This is a genomic window from Asaia prunellae JCM 25354, assembly GCF_000613885.1.
GTDB lineage: Bacteria > Pseudomonadota > Alphaproteobacteria > Acetobacterales > Acetobacteraceae > Asaia > Asaia prunellae.
Genome location: NZ_BAJV01000010.1, coordinates 66754 through 81207, shown reverse-complemented (window position 1 = coordinate 81207; position 14454 = coordinate 66754). Strand labels below are relative to the sequence as shown.

Genomic DNA, 14454 nt, shown 5'->3' with positions numbered 1-14454 from the left:
TTCGGCCTCATGACCAGAAATCTGCCTGCCAAGCGTGGCTATTCGCTCGATCACCTTCGATGGCTTCAGGTTCTGCTTGAGGAAGAAAGCGTTACACGAGCAGCAAAAAGACTCAGAGTGAGTGAAGCCGCTACCAGTCGCCACCTCGCTTCACTGCGTACATTGTTCGGTGATCCACTGCTGGTGCTCTCAGGCAGGCAGCTGGTTGCAACCCCTTTTGCCAGCGATCTTCTCGGCAGGGTACAGACTGTCCTGGCCGAAGCTGAAGCGCTCATCAGCGAACGCGCCCAGCTGGATCTTTCGCAGATCGCTCCGCATTTCACGATCAGGGCGCGCGATCTGTTCATTGGCGCATTCGGCAGTGCCATCGCTGAAAAACTCAGGGAATCCTGCCCCCGGTGTCAGCTGGTTTTTTCGCCCGAAACTGAAGACTCAATCGGTGATGCGCTGCGGCGTGGTACGATCGATCTCTATATCGGCGCCACCGAGGACCTCCTTCCCGAGATCAAGAAACAGACCCTGTTCCAGACGCGATTTGAAGCCGTGGTGCGCGCAGGACATCCGATCCTGGGTCAGGAGATCACACCACAGACGCTGGTCGCCTATGATCATATCAGCACCTCGCGCAGAGGGCGTGCCTTTGGACCGATTGATGCCATACTGGCCGAAAAATATGGTCTTGAAAGACGTATCGCTCTGGTAGTGCCCAGCGATTACGCCATGATCGAGACCATGCGCGAAACAGATATGATCCTGCCATTACCAGAGATCATCATCCGCCGCCTTCCACTTGAGGCAATTGGGGCCAGAACCTTTGCCTTCCCGTTCCCGCTTCCCGATCTCGTCAGTTTTCAGGCCTGGCATCCACGACTCGATAGTGATCCGGTTCATCGATGGTTGCGGGAGACCATTTTTTCGACAGTCCAGTCGGTAGTCAAAGCCTTACGAGAGCGAAAAGAGGCCTGATATGCATGGGTAACAGCTTCTGTTCTGGTTCTTGCTGTTCGAAAACCTCGTGCAAAGACGTGACACACGATATCCTGTGATCGGAAAACTGCGCATCCCATCAAACGTATCAGAGTTTTCACCGATATGTGTTGCTCTGTTCTGTTCGCGTTCAGGATAGGTTACGCAACATGTCTCAAGGAGGATTCATGACGTCTCGTTCCAGACCCAGACGCGTCGGCGACTGGGCAACCCTGGGCCTTGCCATACTGATCGTGCTATTCGGTCTCATCTTCGTCGGTGGTGGCGGCTATCTCCTGAGCTTGGCGGTTCAGCTATTATCTGCTGTGCGGCATTGTCCTGCTGGCATCGGGCGGGCTTATGGCCATGGGACGCCTGCTTGGCGCCTATCTTTTCCTTCTCGCCTGGGCCGGCACACTCGTCTGGACCATCTATGAGAGCGGATTTGATTTCTGGGGCTGGCTCCCCCGTCTTTTCGGCCCAACCCTCATCGCCGTTCTGGTCGTGCTCAGCCTGCCGGTTCTGCGTCGCCAGGATACGGTTCGTCCAGTTTCCCGCGGAGCCGTCTGATGCGTAGACCAGCCCTTCTCACCGCCACTTTTCTTGGAGGCATGATTTCTGCCTCGGTGGCCTTTGCACAGATCCCCCCTTCAGATAGTTCCCCAGGCGAAGAAACGACGACCGCTGCCATGGCGCATAATGCCGGCGCAGGTCGCTTCGGGGGGCCTTTGCCCTCCGCACCTCAGGCTCCTGGCGTCAATGCAGCAAATCTGCCTGATATTTCCGAGATCGGAATCAACGAAGTTCCGGCCGCCGCACCACAGATCGATGCAACACCTGCCCGTGAAGACTGGCCGGCTTACGGGCGCGATTCCAGCCAGAACCGCTATTCGCCGCTCGACCAGCTGACACCGGAGAACGTCGGCCGGCTCAAGCGCGCTTTTGTCTATCATACAGGCAGCAAACCGGGTCCGGGCCAGGCCAATAAATGGGCCGCCGAGACCACGCCAATCAAGGTAGGCAATTCGCTCTACATGTGTTCGGCCATGAATGACATGATGCGCATCGACGCTGCCACCGGCAAGGAAATCTGGCGTCACGATGCCGGAGTGAAATACCACTCCATTCCCTATACAGCCGCCTGCAAGGGCGTAACCTATTACACGTCCTCAACCGTTCCCGAGGGCCAGCCCTGCCATAATCGCATCATGGAAGCCACGCTTGATATGCGGCTCATCCAGGTCGATGCCGAGACAGGCAAGCTCTGCGAAGGCTTCGGCTTTGGTGGTCAGGTAAATCTGATGCAGGGCATGGGTGAATCCGTGCCGGGCTTCGTATCCATGACGACCCCACCTCCGGTCATCAATGGTATTGTCGTGGTCAATCATGAGGTGCTTGACGGCCAGCGTCGCTGGGCCCCTTCTGGTGTCATCCGTGGCTACGATGCCGAAAGCGGCAAGTTCGTCTGGGCGTGGGACGTCAACAATCCCGACAATCATCACCAGCCGAGCCCGGCAAGTTCTACAGCCGAGGCACACCCAATTCCTGGGCTGCCATGACCGGTGATAACGAACTTGGTCTGGTCTATGTGCCAACAGGCAATTCGGCAGCCGATTATTACAGCGCCATGCGCACCGACAAGGAGAACGCCGTCTCCTCCGCCATTGTCGCTCTGGACGTCAAGACGGGTGAACCACGCTGGGTGTTCCAGACCGCGCACAAGGATGTCTGGGACTACGATATCGGTTCACAGGCTACCAAATTCGACTATCATCATGAGGATGGTACGGTAACACCGGCCCTGCTGGTACCCACCAAGCGTGGACAGACCTTCGTGCTTGACCGCGCCACAGGCAAACCGCTGCCGGAATTCCCGGTAGTCGAGAAACCGGCGCCCGCCAGCACGATGTCCGACGATCCGCGCAGTCCGACCCAGCCTTGGTCGACCGCCTTCCCGCGTCTTGCCTTCCCCGATCTGAAGGAAAGCGACATGTGGGGCATGTCGCCCATCGACCAGCTTTACTGCCGCATAAAATTCCGCAAGGCACGCTATGTAGGCGAGTTCACCCCGCCCGCCCTCGACAAGCCGAATATCGAATATCCCGGCTATAACGGCGGCAGCGACTGGGGCAGTATGGCCTATGATCCGGAATCCGGCATTGTCATCGCCAACTGGAACTCTACGCCGATGTATGATCAGCTCATCACCCGCAAAAAGGCTGATGCGCTGGGTCTGAAGCCCATCGACAACCCCAGCTATAATCCTTCCGGCGGCGGTGCCGAAGGCAATGGTGCCCAGGCCGATACACCTTACGGCATTGTCGTAACGCCGTTCTGGAACCAGTACACGGGCATGATGTGCAACAAGCCGCCCTATGGCATGATCGAAGCCATCGACATCAAGACCAAGAAGGTTCTGTGGTCACGTCCGCTCGGTACAGCTCGTGCCAACGGCCCGTGGAACATGCCTACAGGCCTGCCGCTCAATATCGGTACCCCCAATAATGGCGGTTCGGTCATCACCAAAGGTGGTCTTGTTTTCGTTGCAGCAGCAACCGACAACCAGATCCGCGCGATCGACATCAAAACCGGAAAGGATGTCTGGTCGGATGTTCTGCCCGGTGGCGGACAGGCCAACCCGATGACCTATGAGGTTAATGGCAAGCAGTACGTCGCCATCATGGCCGGCGGTCACCATTTCATGATGACACCGGTTACCGATCAGCTTGTTGTCTATGCTCTGCCGGAAACTGCAGATCAGAAACACTGAGAAAACATACCTCTCAGGTTGCATCGACAAGGGTCGGGGAGCATCCCCGACCCTTTTTTCGTGACAATAGCCGCTTTCCTCTCCCTGAGGATCGTACTTCATGCTACCGGCAAGGCATGTCGCGCTTCAGCCCTCATATCCTTCAGGTTCTTCCGGCCCTCGGCACGGGAGGGATCGAACAGGGTACGGTTGAAATGGCAGAAGCAATCATCGCTGCCGGTGGGCGCGCTCTCGTGGCAGGCGCCATGGGCCCTCTGGTGCCAAAGCTGCTCGCTATCGGTGCACACCACATCGATCTGCCTCTCGGTCAGAAATCGCCATTTGCCATTCGCCGCAATGCGAAAGCCCTTATCCAGCTTATTCGCGATCAACGTGTCGATCTGGTTCATGCCCGTTCCCGCGCCCCGGCATGGGCTGCATGGCACGCCACGAGGCACACGGATACGCCTTTCGTGACCACATGGCATGGAGTCCACAAGGCCGGTTTTCCAGGCAAGAAACGCTATAATTCCGTTCTGGCACGCGGTGCACGGGTCATTGCGATCAGTACCTATATCGCCACCCGACTGAGGGATGAATATCATGTGGGAGACGACCGCCTTCGCCTGATCCCGCGCGGTGCCGATATGAACCGTTTCGATCCGTCTCTGGTCAATGGTGCCCGCATCCAGGCCCTGGCCGAGAAATGGCAGGTGCCTCCCGGAACTCCGGTCGTCATGCTTCCCGGTCGGCTGACACGCTGGAAAGGACAGCTTCTGCTTCTGAAGGCCATGGTGCATCTCCAGACCGTATTGCCTGATCCATGGCTCTGCGTTCTGGTCGGACCGGCCGATCCCAAGGATCGTTACGTGCAGGAAATCGACGCTATGGCCACCCGTCTGGGACTGCGTGAACGCCTGCGCTTTGCAGGTCGATGCCAGGATATGCCCGCTGCCTATGCACTGGCCGATGTTGTGGCCGTTCCCTCTTTACGCCCTGAACCGTTCGGGCGTGTCGTGATCGAAGCGCAGGCCATGGGGCGCCCTGTCATTGTATCCGCGCAGGGAGGAGCCATGGAAACCGTCATCCCCTATCGAACCGGCCTCCTTATCCCGCCGGATGATGAAACTGCACTGGCCGATGGACTATATCAGCTTCTGACCCTGCCCGAGGGTGCACGTTCCCTCCTTGCTGAAACCGCTCGCCATCACATTGCTGAAACCTACACCACCCGGCAGATGCAATCCGCCACTCTTGCCGTCTATGATGAACTGCTTGGTGGCTGCCTGTCAGACCGCTTTCTGGAATTTGTTTCATGACCACGCCACCACGACCAAACCTGACTGAAAAGGCGCAGGCCGACCTGGAAAAACGCCAGGCCCGTGAAGCCGCAGCCTTGCGCGCCAATCTGCTGCGTCGCAAGGCTCAGGTGCGTAACCGTGCGGTCAAGGCACCAGAAGACCAGGAACCCCAGACGCCATCCGGCCTTTCTTCACGCTGACCCGCTTTATCCCCCGAAAGGAACTTGATCATGTCCAAGGCTCTCTATGCGACCATGCGCGCCCTGCCCGGCAAACGCGAGGAAATCGCCCGCCTGCTGACCGCCCTCGCCAATGATGTGCGCAACGAGCCCGGCAATGAGCGTTTTGTTGTCTATACCCTTGAGGAAGATCCCGATTTCTTCCATGTGGAAGAAACATATCGAGATGAAGAGGCCTTCAAGGCCCATATGGGTATGGAGCACGGCAAGGTCTTCAACAACGCCATCAAGACCCTTGTAGAAGGCGGCGGCTCGAAAGTCGTGTTTCTCACACATATCGCCTGAACTGATCCTGGTGGTTTGCAGAGCCCTGATACTGACGCTAGATCTGCAGACCCCATAGCTTTCACAGACTGGAAATCGCGCCATGCCCATCATGCCAGACAGCTGGATCCGTCAAATGGCCCAGGAAAAAGGCATGATTGAGCCTTTTGTCGAAGCGCAGAAGCGTGAGGGTGTCATTTCCTATGGCCTGTCTTCCTATGGCTATGACGCCCGCGTTGGTGAAGACTTCAAGATATTCACAGATGTCGACAATGCTGTTGTCGATCCCAAAAGCTTCGCGGCCAACAGCTTTGTGACGCGCACAGGCGACATCACCATTCCGCCCAACAGTTTTGCTCTGGCCCATACTGTTGAGTATTTCCGTATTCCGCGTGACGTGCTCGTCGTCTGTCTCGGCAAATCCACCTATGCCCGCTGCGGTATCATCGTAAATGTCACCCCGCTTGAACCCGAGTGGGAAGGTCAGGTTACGATCGAAATCAGTAACACCACCAAGCTTCCCGCGCGCATCTATGCCAATGAGGGAATCTGCCAGTTCCTGTTTTTCCAGGGAGCCTCTCCCTGTGAAACAAGCTACGCCGATCGCGCCGGCAAATACATGAAGCAGCTTGGCGTCACGACACCCCGCCTCTGACACCAGTCAGCCGCGATGAGCCACCCATAAAACATTCCGCACTTTAGTTATCTCAAGATCACCGGGCTCCGCCCCAGACCCTGCCAGAAGGCCGCCCTCTGGAAACCCGTTCAGGGTCACAGGAGCTTGCCACTTTCCGGAGAGTGACAGGCTCCACATAGCCGCCACAAGCCAGATCCTGATCCATAATGATTTTGAGAAGCATTCTCAATGACTTGCGTATGGTGAGGCATTGGCAACTTTACCCGGTGCGGGCATGTTAGAGGCGTCATCACGGTTTTGGGAACGCGCCATGAGCCAGACTTCACTGCCCCCTGCTATCGACCAGGATTATCTGGCATTGCTGGATTCCGATCGTATTTCGGGGCGCACCCGTCAGGTCATGGAAGAGCGTGCCCAGACCAGCGATGCAGGTTACACCCCACGTCAGCTCTCACAGAGCGCCTATGACGTTCTTGGTGCGCTGGCAGCACGTGTTTTGCCCCAAACAGCAATTCTCCCCGATGCCACCATCAATATTGCGGCCCGGATTGATGCAAGGCTGGGTACTCCGGGGGATGGCTGGCGGTTTGCCACCCTGCCGCCAGATACTGAGGCTTATGAACAGGCGCTGAACGGCCTCGATAGCCAGGCCAGGCAGCGCTACGGCACCAGATTCTCTGCACTTGATGCCGGGCTTCAGGACAGCCTTGTTCATGCGATGGCTGAAGGTGCTCTTGAAACGGACAGGCTCGATGGGACGCAGATGCGCTCCTGGTTTGCAGATCTGCGCGCCGACTGCGTTCAGATTTTCATCAGCCATCCGGCAGTACAGGCACAACTGGGCATTGATGCTGTTTTCAACGGGGGCGATGGCGTCTTTCAGGGCTTTTCAGCATGGGAGAAGGCGTGAGCGAAGCCTGGGAACCACGCGTGAAGGAACATGGCCGATGAAGAGCCGTCGCTTTGACGACCACGAGATCGTGGATGTTGTTGTTGTAGGCACGGGGGCCGGTGGGGCTCCGCTTCTGGCCGAGCTGGCCCGATCGGGCATGAAGGTAGTCGCACTTGAGGCTGGGCCGCGCTTTGACCCGCGCCAGCATACACCGGATGAAGCAACAGCGTCGGAAATCTACTGGCTGGAAGAGCGTCTTTCAGGCGGTGCCAACCCGATGGCATTTGGCGGCAACAACAGCGGCACCGGTGTCGGGGGCTCGATGCTGCATTTCGGCGCGTTCATGCCACGGATTGATGCGCGCGACATGCGTCTGCATTCCGAAACGGGCAAAGGCGTGGACTGGCCTTTCGGTTACGATACGCTTCTGCCCTATATCGAGCGGGTAGAACGCGAGATTGGTGTTTCAGGTCCTGAGAATTATCCCTGGGACCCTGAACGCCGGTATGCCTACCCGCCACCGCAACGCAACGGTGCGGCGCAGGCCATGATACGCGGCTGCGACGCTCTGGGCATTCGCAATGCCGATGGTCCTACTGCGCTGATCACACGTGACTGGGGTGATCGCAAGGCATGCGTCGGTTGTGGTGCCTGTCATCAGGGCTGCCGCAACGGGGCCAAGTCGGGCACGGATGTCACCTACCTGCCAGTCGCCGTCTCGGCTGGGGCTGAAATTCGCCCGAACTGCTTTGTCCATGGTATCGAGCGCGACAGCACAGGCCGGGTGACGGCCATCGTCTATCGCGAGAATGGCGAAGATCGCAAACAGCGTTGTGCCGCTCTTGTCCTTGCTGCTGGCGCCGTCGAGACGGCACGGCTACTGCTCCATACCGGACTGGCCAACCGCAGTGGTCAGGTCGGGCGCAATTACATGGCGCATATCTCGACCCAGGTCTGGGGTCGCTTCGACGAGATTATCCGCCCGAACAAAGGGTATCCGTCACTGACGATCACCGAAGACATGATGCGCCCCGAAGATGCTGATTTTGTGGGGGGATACCTGATTCAGTCCCTCGGTATGATGCCGCTGACATGGGCTACAGGCGTAGCGAGAGGACGTGGTTTGTGGGGCGAAGCCCTGACAAATTACCTGCGCGGCTATAACTATATGGCCGGGCTGGGCGCGCATGGCGATTGCCTGCCCAATGACGACAATCTCGTCACGCTCTCCGATGAGATTGGCCGGGCGGGCGTTCCGAAGCCGAAAATCACCTTCAGCTACGGCCCTAACGAACAGGCAATGCATGAACATATGGCCCGCACCATGACCGGCATCTGGGAAGCAGCCGGAGCCAAGGACATCTGGTCCATGGATCGCGCGGCCCATATGATCGGCACCTGCCGTATGGGGACCGATCCCGATGACTCCGTCGTCAATCCGTTCGGTCGCAGCCACGATATCGACAATCTCTGGATTTGCGATCACTCGGTCTTCCCGAGCGCTACAGCAGCCAATCCGGCTCTGGCTATTATGGCGCTGAGCCTGCGCACCGCAGAGGCCATCAGAGCAAGGTAGAGGCTTTCCAGAGGGCGACGGCCCTTCTGGAAGGAATGGGGCAGAGCCTCATACAGCTATGCGACTGTTACGGAGTGGGGTGAGGCCTTCTGGAAAAAGACCCTGCCTCTCCCCTATGCCTGACTGTACCCCACCCGAACCGGTGTATTGGCAGATTACTCGTGAATGCGCTCGATATCTGCACCAACGGCAGAAAGCTTGCGATCGACCGCTTCGTAGCCACGATCGAGATGATAGATACGGCTCAGCGTCGTTTCACCCTGAGCGCCAAGACCCGCGATGATCAAAGAGAATGAGGCACGTAGATCAGTCGCCATTACGGGTGCACCAGAAAGCCTCTCTACCCCGCGGATAATTGCTGAAGACCCGTGTACGTTGATCCGTGCACCCATACGATTAAGCTCGGGCACATGCATGAAGCGATTTTCAAAGATCGTTTCCGTCACCATCGAAGCCCCTTCCGCAACGGCAAGCATGGCCATGAACTGGGCCTGCATATCCGTCGGAAAACCGGGATAAGGCTCGGTCATGATATCCACACCCTTGAGTGGACCGGCACGCCGTACACGAATGGCGTTTTCTTCCTCGATCACCTCGACGCCTGCTTCTTCCAGCGTACGAACGACAGCGCCAAGATCACGCACCCGTCCACCGACAAGACGCAGATCACCACCGGTAATACCTGCTGCACAGGCATAGGTGCCGCATTCGATACGATCGGCCATAATGGCATGTTCGGCGCCGGTCAGGGCCTCAACGCCATCAATGACAAGCGTGCCAGTACCAGCCCCTGAAATACGCGCGCCCATACGGTTGAGGCATTCCACCAGATCACTGATTTCAGGCTCACGTGCCGCATTGACGATTTCGGTACGCCCCTTTGCCAGCGTTGCAGCCATGAGCAGGTTTTCGGTCGCGCCAACCGATGCAAAAGGCAGAAGAATGCGATCACCGACCAACCCACCAGGCGCACTCGCATTGATATAGCCGTTTTCAAGCCGGATCTTGGCTCCGAGCGTTTCCAGTCCCTTGAGGTGAAGATCGACCGGTCGTGTGCCAATGGCGCAGCCACCAGGCAGTGAGACCCGGGCCTCATGCGCGCGAGCCAGAAGCGGGCCCAGAACCAGAATCGAGGCGCGCATTTTCGACACGATATCGTACGGCGCTTCGACCGAGGTGATCGGCCCGCCAATCGAAAGTGTGCGACCTTCTGCGTCCACAGGATCAACAGCAATGCCATGCTGGCGCAGCAGCGTCTGCATGGTCTCGATATCAGCAATTTTCGGGACGTTGGAAAGGATAAGACGTCCGGATGTAAGAAGTCCCGCGACCATGAGCTTGAGACCGGCATTCTTGGCGCCGCCAATCACGATCTCGCCTTCAAGACGCCTGCCGCCACGTATGATGAAACGGTCCATGATCTGTCGCTCCTGAAGGATAAGGCTCTCGCGGGAAAGTGTCTTCTCTCCCCCTTCATCATGGCGACGTCAAGGCATCAATTGGGCAGTTTTCTCCAGGTGAAAAGTTTAGCCACCGCGAGCCAGATTTTCGAGCGCGGGCAGATTGAGCAGGACGATCTGCGTGACCTGCGTGATCGTTATCAGTTTTTCCCGCTGCAGGGCATTCAGCGTGCGGCTCACCGTCTCTATGGTCAGGCCCAGATAATCGGCAATCCCGGTACGACTCATCGGTAGACGAAGAGTAATCTCGCGGGCAGGCAAGAGATGATGCTGCTCAAGAAGAAAGCTGGCAAGACGCTCGCGCGCGGTTTTGCGCCCCAGCAGCAACATTCTCTTCTGGGCCTGAACCAGTTCACGCGAGGCTTCCTCCATCAGGCGGTTTTCAAGCTCAGGGAATTCGCGCCTCAGCAAGGTGAGACCTGAACGCGAAAAACGGCAGAGAGAAAGCGCTCCAAGCGCCTCGGCACTGAAAGCATAGGTCGCACCGCTCGCCAGCCCGAGAAAATCACCTGTCTGGGCAAAACCCGTAATCTGGCGTCGCCCGTCCGGCATAAGAGCAAAAAGCTTTACGTGGCCTGACGTCACGATGAAGAAATCACTTGCAGTTTCGCCTTCCTGAATGAAGGTCCTTCCCGCTGCAACAGCAAGGCGATGAGAGTATTGAGCGAGTCGCGCCATATGTTCAGCGTCGATAACAGAACAAATGCTGCGTGACCGTGCCTCGCAGTGCAGGCACTGCCCACAACTTCCACAAGGCCCGAGTGTGCTGATACTGTCCCCCGTCTGGGCGCTCATGATCAAACCAGCCCTTCAAGCATAGTCTTGTTCTTAGATTATTAACATAAAGTCACATACTGTGTCCTATTTCCCACGGTCATCATTACTATTCAAGCAGGTTTGACATGGATCAAGGCAACACATCATAGCGCATGGTGTGAGAACGTCACTGCTTAATCACGGATGACGTCGATGAAGACCCCTTTCAAACTCTCTGCTGCGCTCCTTACCGGTTTTGTCGCGGCTGCCATCGCTACCCCCGGCGCCCAGGCCCAGTCTGCGCCCGTCGTCAATGCGCCGGTCTCGACGAACATGGTTCTCGCGCCGCAGGCGCAGGCCATGGCCGCCCCGCGTTCTTCCTCGAACGATGAATGTGGCCTGTTCAAAACCTGCTCCAGCACCAAGATCGGTCTCGGCAAGGGTGATTTCATCATCCGTCTGTCGGCTCTTGGCATCATCCCCGAAGACCGCGACAGCAAGGTATGGCTCAATGGTGCTGCCATTCCCGGTCATATCAAGACCACCAACCAGGTCATGCCCGAACTGACGTTCGAATATTTCTTTACCGATAATATCTCGATCGACCTGATTGCTGCCAGCACCCGTCATGAAGTTGCTGCCAAAGGCACGCCTCTTGGTAACATCGACATCGGTAGCGCATGGGTTCTGCCTCCGACCATCACCCTCGCCTGGCATTTCCGTCCGCATAAGCGTTTCAATCCCTATGTGGGCGTAGGCGCAACCCTGGCCTGGTTCCACAACGTCTCTCCGGCAGGTGGCCTGGTACAGAAGCTCAATGTAGGCGTTACAGGCGGTCCTTCCGTCAATGTCGGCTTCGATTACCAGCTGGTCGGCAACTGGTTCTTCAACATGGATGCCAAGCAGATGTTCATGCGTATGCACGCCTGGGCCAATGACCGTGGGTCGGGCGCTTTCATCAAGGCTCATGACTCCCTCGATCCGACAGTTGTGGGTGCCGGTATCGAATACCGCTTCTGACCTTCGCTGCCTGATAAAACACGTCGAAGAGAGACTGTCTGGAATTCAGACAGTCTCTTTTTTTTATTCATCAATCTGTAATGGGCAAATCACCGAACCTTCACACACCGTAACGAACTCTCCGCATAGGGTGCGCCGCAATCCGGCCATCGTTAAGGGAAAGTTTACTAATGAAGCTATGCAAACAGCGCCTTGGTCTCACGCTGTCTCTTTTCTGCTCACCCCTCGCCCTCATCAGCGGGGCAGCCAGTGCAGCAGATGCCACGCTTCATCCCGTGTCGTCCCACCATACGAGCGCCTCATCCGGCAAGGCCAAGGCTCTTGTCTCGACCGCCCCGGCCGAGGAAGTGATCGCCACAGCCCGCCGCACACGTTCCGAGCAGAGCGTGGGTCACACGCAGCTCCAGCGTATCCTGCCAGGTGTCAGCCCGCTCAAGGCACTGCAGATCCTGCCAGGTGTGGTGTTCAACAATGCCGATCCCTGGGGCAACAACGAGCAGAATTCCTCACTGTTTATCCATGGCTTCAACCAGAACCAGCTTGGTTACACGCTCGACGGCATTCCGTTGGGTGATCAGGCTTATGGCAATTACAACGGCCTCTCACCCCAGCGTGCTGTGATCAGCGAGAACGTAGGCAATGCAACGGTGGCCACGGGTTCCGGCGCGCTTGGCACAGCCTCCACTTCCAATCTCGGCGGCACATTGCTGTTCTCATCGCAGGACCCCAAGCAGAAGATGGGTGGCCAGCTCGACCAGACCTTCGGCAGCTTCTCGACATTCCGCACCTTTGCCCGTTTCGATACGGGCAATTTCGGCAATGGCAACTCGGCCTATATTTCATGGGCACGTCAGGATGCCCGCGCCTGGGATTTTGCCGGTCATCAGGGTGGCAATCAGGTCAACGCCAAATTCGTGCACAAGGGCAGCAAGGACAAGATCACCTATTTCTTCGACTGGTCCGACAAGGTCGAGCCGAATGAAGACGGCATTGTGCTGCCCAATGGCTATGGCACCTACGTGCGCCCCTTCACCTACCCTGATTTCACTTACGCCAAATCCTATCTGAATTCGGCAGCCTACAAGAATGCAGGGCTGAATTACCGCAATTACTATTCTGCGGCACAGCGTCAGGATTTTCTGACTTATCTGGCCTGGCAGCATGATTTCAACAGCAACCTGCACTGGGACAACAAGCTGTACTATCACCACAATCTCGGTGAAGGTGTGGTAGCTGGTCCGATCACGGCAGCCGGTCTGCCAACGCTGTTCGGCGCCTATTTCCCCAACCAGAGCTCCAGCCAGCTGAGCAACGTATTCGGTGGTTCGGGCTATGCCACACGCACGACCGAATACTGGGATAATCGCGGCGGTCTGCTCACGACGCTGCGCTACAAGCTGGGCCATCACGACCTCGAAGTCGGGGGCTGGTACGAGCGCAACAACAACACGCAGGCCCGTCGCTGGTATCCGCTCGATGCCAACAACCCGACCACACCGTATGACCGTCAGCAGGATGCGCTGATCAAGCAGTACACGAACTATTTCTATACCAATACCTTCACCACCCATCTTCAGGACAGCTGGCGGGTTACGAAAAACTTCACCCTCTCGGCAGGGTTCAAATCCGAACTGGTCTATACCAACGGCACCCTGCCTGTGGCTGGCAAGAAAGGGTCGCTTTCGCCTGCAACTGCTGTGACCGTACCAGGCGGCACCATCGACGCCGTCAAGCCGTTCCTGCCTTCGTTCGGTGCATTGTGGAATATCACGCCCAACGAGCAGTGGTTCGCCAATATTCAGGAGAACATGCGTTCCTACCAGGATGCAGGTTATGGCAATGCCACCCCATGGGGTGCCACGAGCCAGGCGGCCTTCGAGGATTTCAAGAAGAACGGCAAGGTCGAGACGTCATGGACCTATGAAACCGGTCTGCGTACCCATCACCATGTCAATCTGGGCCCGCTCACCGACATCTCGGCGCAGGCCGAATATTATCACGTACATTTCTCGAACCGTCTGGTGGCCATTGCCACAACGCAGTCGCTGTCTTCGATCATCGGCTCCGCTACGACGCTGGCCAATGTGGGCTCGGTCACGACAGACGGTATGGATTTCTCCTTCACCGCACAGTTTGGCCCGCATTTCTCGATCTATAACGGGCTGAGCTATAACAAGTCGGTCTATAACGACAACTACAGCTCTGGCACATCGACCATCCGCATTGCAGGCCGTAATGTGGCCGGTCAGCCGGACTGGACAGAGAAATTCGTCGCCACAACCAACTGGGGCAATTTCTATGGCCAGTTCATCGGCGATGTCATGGGCAAGCGCTACACAACCTATACCAATGATCTCTGGGCCTCGCCGACCGCACAGTTCAGCATAAATGCGGGTTACACCATCCATGGCATCCCCCATATCCCCGCCTTGCGCGTTCAGGGAAACATTACCAACCTGACCAATACACGTGGCTGGTCCACGGTCAGCACCACACAGACTTCGGGTCAGTTCACCGCTTACCCGATCGCCCCGCGCATGTTTTTCCTGACATTGAGTGCCAACTGGTAACGCCTCACGTCATTCACCGGATAA

12 protein-coding genes and 1 pseudogene are annotated in these 14454 nt (G+C 57.2%); 11 read left to right on the top strand and 2 right to left on the bottom strand.

All coding sequences use genetic code 11. The annotated features are described in order from the left end of the window. The first annotated feature begins 9 nt into the window (after nt 1-9). The 9 genes and pseudogenes from JCM25354_RS09835 (at nt 10) to JCM25354_RS09795 (ending at nt 8624) form a co-directional block, all read left to right on the top strand. Nucleotides 10-966 carry a LysR family transcriptional regulator gene (locus JCM25354_RS09835; RefSeq protein ID WP_025885889.1) on the top strand — a complete coding sequence of 319 codons (957 nt, stop codon included), beginning with the start codon at nt 10-12 and terminating at the stop codon, nt 964-966. Between the two features lie 366 nt (nt 967-1332). After that, on the top strand, nt 1333-1536 hold the full coding sequence (locus tag JCM25354_RS23440; RefSeq protein WP_369345759.1) for a hypothetical protein: 204 nt from the start codon (nt 1333-1335) through the stop codon (nt 1534-1536). Continuing rightward, nucleotides 1536-3736 (top strand): annotated as a pseudogene (locus JCM25354_RS18060) (pyrroloquinoline quinone-dependent dehydrogenase). Before JCM25354_RS23440 ends, JCM25354_RS18060 begins: the two are co-directional and overlap by 1 nt. 116 nt (nt 3737-3852) lie before the next feature. Beyond that, nucleotides 3853-5034 (top strand): glycosyltransferase family 4 protein, encoded by a 1182-nt coding sequence (locus tag JCM25354_RS09820; RefSeq protein ID WP_025885888.1) that lies wholly within the window; start codon nt 3853-3855, stop codon nt 5032-5034. Further along, nucleotides 5031-5216: a hypothetical protein gene (locus JCM25354_RS09815; RefSeq protein ID WP_025885887.1), complete on the top strand. Its 186-nt coding sequence runs from the start codon at nt 5031-5033 to the stop codon at nt 5214-5216. Before JCM25354_RS09820 ends, JCM25354_RS09815 begins: the two co-directional genes overlap by 4 nt. 30 nt (nt 5217-5246) lie before the next feature. After that, complete coding sequence (locus JCM25354_RS09810) at nt 5247-5540, top strand: putative quinol monooxygenase (protein WP_025885886.1); 294 nt, start codon at nt 5247-5249, stop codon at nt 5538-5540. A gap of 82 nt (nt 5541-5622) precedes the next feature. Next, nucleotides 5623-6174, top strand: a complete 552-nt coding sequence (dcd, locus tag JCM25354_RS09805) for a dCTP deaminase (protein WP_025885885.1) — start codon at nt 5623-5625, stop codon at nt 6172-6174. Between the two features lie 292 nt (nt 6175-6466). Then, a complete protein-coding gene (locus JCM25354_RS09800) occupies nt 6467-7066 on the top strand; it encodes a gluconate 2-dehydrogenase subunit 3 family protein (RefSeq protein WP_025885884.1) in 600 nt (199 codons plus the stop codon). A 37-nt stretch (nt 7067-7103) separates the two neighbouring features. Further along, nucleotides 7104-8624 carry a GMC family oxidoreductase gene (locus JCM25354_RS09795; RefSeq protein WP_025885883.1) on the top strand — a complete coding sequence of 507 codons (1521 nt, stop codon included), beginning with the start codon at nt 7104-7106 and terminating at the stop codon, nt 8622-8624. Nucleotides 8625-8779: 155 nt separating this feature from the next. Here the strand turns inward: JCM25354_RS09795 and murA are convergent, their stop codons facing one another. Both murA and JCM25354_RS09785 read right to left on the bottom strand, forming a co-directional pair. Next, nucleotides 8780-10042, bottom strand: coding sequence for a UDP-N-acetylglucosamine 1-carboxyvinyltransferase (gene murA, locus JCM25354_RS09790; RefSeq protein WP_025885882.1), 1263 nt, complete (start codon nt 10040-10042; stop codon nt 8780-8782). A gap of 108 nt (nt 10043-10150) precedes the next feature. Continuing rightward, the gene (locus tag JCM25354_RS09785) at nt 10151-10879 is read right to left on the bottom strand and encodes a Crp/Fnr family transcriptional regulator (RefSeq protein ID WP_243444013.1); all 729 of its coding nucleotides are present in this window, start codon (nt 10877-10879) and stop codon (nt 10151-10153) included. 174 nt (nt 10880-11053) lie between these two features. Here JCM25354_RS09785 and JCM25354_RS09780 point away from each other — a divergent pair, with 174 nt between their 5' ends. Together JCM25354_RS09780 and JCM25354_RS09775 are read left to right on the top strand one after the other, a co-directional pair. After that, the gene (locus JCM25354_RS09780; RefSeq protein ID WP_025885880.1) at nt 11054-11860 is read left to right on the top strand and encodes an OmpW/AlkL family protein; all 807 of its coding nucleotides are present in this window, start codon (nt 11054-11056) and stop codon (nt 11858-11860) included. Nucleotides 11861-12030: 170 nt separating this feature from the next. Further along, nucleotides 12031-14430, top strand: a complete 2400-nt coding sequence (locus tag JCM25354_RS09775) for a TonB-dependent receptor (protein ID WP_025885879.1) — start codon at nt 12031-12033, stop codon at nt 14428-14430. The last annotated feature ends 24 nt before the right edge of the window (nt 14431-14454 follow it).